This window comes from Sphaerospermopsis kisseleviana CS-549 (assembly GCF_028329225.1).
Taxonomy (GTDB): Bacteria; Cyanobacteriota; Cyanobacteriia; order Cyanobacteriales; family Nostocaceae; genus Sphaerospermopsis; species Sphaerospermopsis kisseleviana.
This window is the reverse complement of sequence record NZ_JAQMTI010000161.1, coordinates 1-4275: the sequence shown is the minus strand read 5'-3', so window position 1 is coordinate 4275 and position 4275 is coordinate 1. Positions and strand designations below refer to the sequence as shown.

At 40.2% G+C, this 4275-nt stretch carries 3 protein-coding genes and 1 pseudogene; 3 read left to right on the top strand and 1 reads right to left on the bottom strand.

Annotated elements, in window-relative coordinates; genetic code table 11:
* Positions 1–368 precede the first annotated feature (368 nt).
* Together PN497_RS13570 and PN497_RS13565 are read left to right on the top strand one after the other, a co-directional pair.
* Positions 369–584, top strand: coding sequence for a hypothetical protein (locus PN497_RS13570; RefSeq protein WP_096570091.1), 216 nt, complete (start codon positions 369–371; stop codon positions 582–584).
* 457 nt (positions 585–1041) lie between these two features.
* Positions 1042–1428 carry a Mo-dependent nitrogenase C-terminal domain-containing protein gene (locus PN497_RS13565; protein WP_096570093.1) on the top strand — a complete coding sequence of 129 codons (387 nt, stop codon included), beginning with the start codon at positions 1042–1044 and terminating at the stop codon, positions 1426–1428.
* Between the two features lie 105 nt (positions 1429–1533).
* Here PN497_RS13565 and PN497_RS13560 read toward each other — a convergent pair whose 3' ends face one another.
* The gene (locus tag PN497_RS13560) at positions 1534–3414 is read right to left on the bottom strand and encodes a caspase family protein (protein ID WP_096572754.1); all 1881 of its coding nucleotides are present in this window, start codon (positions 3412–3414) and stop codon (positions 1534–1536) included.
* Between the two features lie 342 nt (positions 3415–3756).
* Between PN497_RS13560 and PN497_RS13555 the strand changes: the two are divergent.
* Positions 3757–4236 (top strand): annotated as a pseudogene (locus tag PN497_RS13555) (hypothetical protein).
* Positions 4237–4275 lie beyond the last annotated feature (39 nt).

Below are 4275 nucleotides of genomic sequence, written 5' to 3'. Positions count from 1 at the left end.
GGTTTGCTGAATAAACCTAAAACCTTGATATATCAAAGGTTAGAGGCTGATAAACACAGAAATTAGTGCAAGGGTTTTGAAGGGTATACCGGAAAAAGTGTGCATTTTTGGGGATTTCAAGAGATGGCAAAGAAATTTTCCAATCTCCTCCTGACTCCTGACTCCTGACTCCTATGCCCTCACGGAAAGACTTTCTCAGCAAACCCTATTTACTTATTTCCCGCAGAGTCGCAAAGAGGCAAAGGCGCAAAGGTGTTATTGAGCATCTTTGCGTTTTTTTGGGTTAGTTCATTTTTGAATGTGGCGCATATTTATACAGAGTTCGTATAAGATAAAAAGAGCAAGAATATAATAGTTAGTAAATAGATATGTTACCTATTAACAAAAAAATCGTCACTGATGATGCAATGCACCCAATAGCTGTTTTAATTGATTATCAAGATTGGCAAAAAATTGAAGAAATTTTAAATATTTATCAATTACAACAGCAGGCAAATTTTGATTTAAACAAGTACGCGGATATCATTAAGTTAACTCAAGATGCTTTAGAATATCAACAACAAATTAGGGATGAATGGAGTTGACAGCCGTAGATCCCCCTAAATCCCCCTTAAAAAGGGGAGACAGTGCGTTGGGCGGCTCCGCCGACTTGTAGTAACTGGCGTTAATACACTATAAATAGCAACTTGCAACATAATCACTGTATTAGATAGCGTATAAACAGCATTTATAATTGTTACTTGACCTATAACCATTAAGTATGTTAAGTTTTGTAATAGTTACAGCCAAACCCGTCCAAAGATAGAGGTCTTCATTAAAATTTAAAGAGTGTCAAGTTATGAAAAAGATTAGCTAAGTGGAGTACACATTTTAAGGAAATTAAGTTTAACTTAACGTAGTAATACACAGATTCTGATTTTCAGTAGCTACTCGCACTTTTTCCAGAATTTCCGTCAAAATACTATTCTCCCGGACAGAGTGATTGTCATATTGTATATTCATCAGTAAGGTGAATACCCTCATAAACAGAGAGGAGTAACCATGAAGGCATTTGAAAGTACCACAAAAAATATTTTTTTCACAAGCTGGGTATCGCTCCATCAAGCAGAGACGAATAATACCAATAAAGCTAATATCACCGAGTTACAGGCTTCTCATTCTCATTCAGGTTGGGATTTCCTGCGTCCTTTGCGAAATTGGTTGGATACTTTAAAAGTAGGCGATCGCCAATTTGCTCATCGGGTGTGTAGATTAATTCCCCCTCAATGTCCTTTTGAACGTGATGTCAAATTGTTTGGAAAAGTCTTGTTTCACATTCCCCCAATGTGTAAACTCAATCCTTTATATGAAGAAGTTGTAGGTTTAAGATTTCGCGCCCTGTGCTATCTAGCTGATGAATGTGGCGAAGATATTTCACAATATTGTTAAGTGATACAACAGGAGGCAGGGGGCAGGAGGCAGGAGAAAGATAAATATTTCCTGTTTCTCCAATCCCCAGTCCCCAATCACCAATCCCCAATCACCAATCCCCAATCACCTAGTATACTGATTGCGCCATTTTTCAATGGCATCCTGAGCGTCTTCATAAGCGATGGTTTGCTTAGGAACTAAAGTAGCAGTGGCAATGGCAGTGTTAAAATCTCCTTGTGCAGCACGGTTTTTAGCCAATTCTAAAATTTGTTCACTCCATTGATTAATAGATGTTTGGGCAATTTCAAACCCTGGTTGTCCTGGTGGTACTTTTTTCGCTACTTCAATCGCTCGGTTATAAGTAGAAGCTTGTCCTGGTCGAACTAAAGCCTGAGCAGCATCCAACAAAGTTTGATTACTTAAATACTGCTTGGCTTCTAATTGCCATTTTGCAATTAATGTTTGTGCTTGGCGATAAAAGGCTGTATTTTTATTAATTAATTCCGCAGTAGCTATAGCATCAATATATTCTCTCTGGTTAGCCTGTTCCTGGGCTAAATCTAAAATCATTTGACTCCAAACCTGAATATTTTTTTGTGCTTGTTGATAAAGCGGTTCACCGGGTGAAATTTTTTGAGCAGAGGCGATCGCTTGACTCAAATCACCAGATTTATTTGGACTCAGAGACATTTTCTCTAGTTCCAAAATTGCTTGATTTCGCTGTTGGGAATCAAAATTGGAAACGACAGAAGTTGTGGGTGGTTGAATTGTTTCCACCGTAGCAGGAATAGGAGGTAAATTCTGGGAAAATTCCTGGTTATTAGTAGTATTATTTAGGGATGCTGATAATTTATGGAAGCGAAAACTCGCCTGATTGCGAAGAACAAAAGTTGTAATTAAAGCGACGATAGTCATGCTACCGCCCCCCCACAAAATAAATTGTTTCCAAATGGGAGTTTCTGACTGAATTGCAGGTTGGGCGTAGTCTTTAGCAGCAGCGGGAATAAATCTAGCGCCGGTGTTTAATTCTGGGGAAGTTGCCAAGATTTCATTAGTATCTACAGTTGAATTAGTAACAGATGTCTCTGAATTTGTAGACTGATCTAACTGTGAAGAAGTTTTGTTGAGGGTAGTTTCTACGGTTTTATTTTCCGTCCACCAAGCTTTTTCTGTAGGGGAATTTTTAGACTCTTTCTGTGTCACTGAGGAGGTAGCAACGGCAAAGTTTTCTTCAGGAAAAATCAGTGGCTCGGTTTGGGAATCATTATCTAATGTCAAGATGGGAATCATGACTGGAGGACTGTCAGGGATGAAAATGACAGGATTTTGAAGAGGCCGCCAATGATGTTGACATAGTTCTGGGGTGAGATAACTCAGATAGGTGTCTAAATCTTTTAAGCTGCTACCTTTGCCGGAAAATAAAGCTTCTAATAATGCTGTTGTAAATAAGCCATGACCTAGTTCACTAATTTCGTGGGAAAATTGCTCTGGTTGACAAGAAAGCATGACAGCCATTTCTAGTTCTTTGGCGGTGTCAATAATTTCTTGACCTACGGGAGCATCAGCTTGTGTACCAAAGGCGCGGTTAATATCAAATATTAGTAATACATTCAACTTGGCAGCATGGAAACTTTGCATCAGTTGTTTCACAGCTATGCCAGTTTCTAACACCTGATCAGGATTTCCATCAGCCGGCATTAAATAATCTTTGTCATTATAGTTGACACCGTAACCGCTGAAGAAAAACCATAGATAGTCCTCTGGTTGGCAAGATTTTGCTGCTAATTCCTCCAATAAAACTAGAATATTGTCTTGGGTTGGATAAGAGGATCTTTCCCCTATCGGTGGTGAAGTATTTGTCATCAGTAGGCAATTTTGGGGTAAAAAACCTACTTCTGTCACCAAAAAATCCTTTAGTGCCTCCGCATCGTTTTGAGCGCAACTCAAAGGTTGAAATAACTCATATTGATTGATGCCAATAGCGATCGCCCAGTAATTTACCATCCCGCTCATTGTCGGTTTTTGTTTACTTGTTGAAAGTTGTTCTGATGTAAGTACGGGCGAAGTAGGGGCGAAGCATTCGAGCGATTAATGATCGGTATTTCCCAAAGGATATTTTCCGAATGCCTGTCTGCCGACAGGCAGGCTTCGCCCTTACAGGGCGATAAATGATCAATTTTTGTCCCAGGTTGTTTTCCCAATGCCTGTCTGCCGACAGGCAGGCTTCGCCCCTACGACTCCTGACTCCTCAATTCTTAATCAAGTAGTTCTTATGACGTTAAGATATCGGAAAATACCAGCATTAGATTAAAATGCTCTGTCATACTTCAGAAGTAGCTCAAGTTTATGAACAGGATTTACAGCTTTTCACCATCATCAATCATCCCCTTTTCATTTATTGGCCAATTTGGCAGGAAAATCCGGATAATTCAAGGTGGATGTTGGCTTTTGCTGGCTTTTCCTCTCTAGTTGGCTACGGAGGCGATCGCACCGCAAATTGTGCAAGCTTACACCGCTAGAGTTGACTTAGCTATTGAGCGTTTACCAGAGGAAACCTATGAAACGGTTTTACGAAGGGCAGAAATGGTAGCTAGGGCTGCGGCTCAACGCAGTTTTGACCAGGATATTTTAGTTACAGAAGTTTCTATCATTGTCACGGCACAAAATCAGGGAATGATCGCCCCGGTTTTAGCTTTAGATGTAAGTCGTATCCAATGGAGACAACGGCCTGATCCCCAACGCTGGGCGACTTACTTCAAAACAGCGCGATCGCTTTTATTTTTTGAGCAACCAACCACAGATGATGATCCTCAACCAAAACAATAATAGGGAAAATGGTGTGGGAGGCAGGGGGCAGGGGGCAGG

What these genes read in the sequence shown, in the direction of transcription:
- PN497_RS13570 (WP_096570091.1), top strand. Translation starts at nt 369, where the DNA reads ATGTTACCTATTAACAAAAAAATCGTCACTGATGATGCAATGCACCCA.
- PN497_RS13565 (WP_096570093.1), top strand. Translation starts at nt 1,042, where the DNA reads ATGAAGGCATTTGAAAGTACCACAAAAAATATTTTTTTCACAAGCTGG.
- PN497_RS13560 (WP_096572754.1), bottom strand. Translation starts at nt 3,414, where the DNA reads ATGGTAAATTACTGGGCGATCGCTATTGGCATCAATCAATATGAGTTA.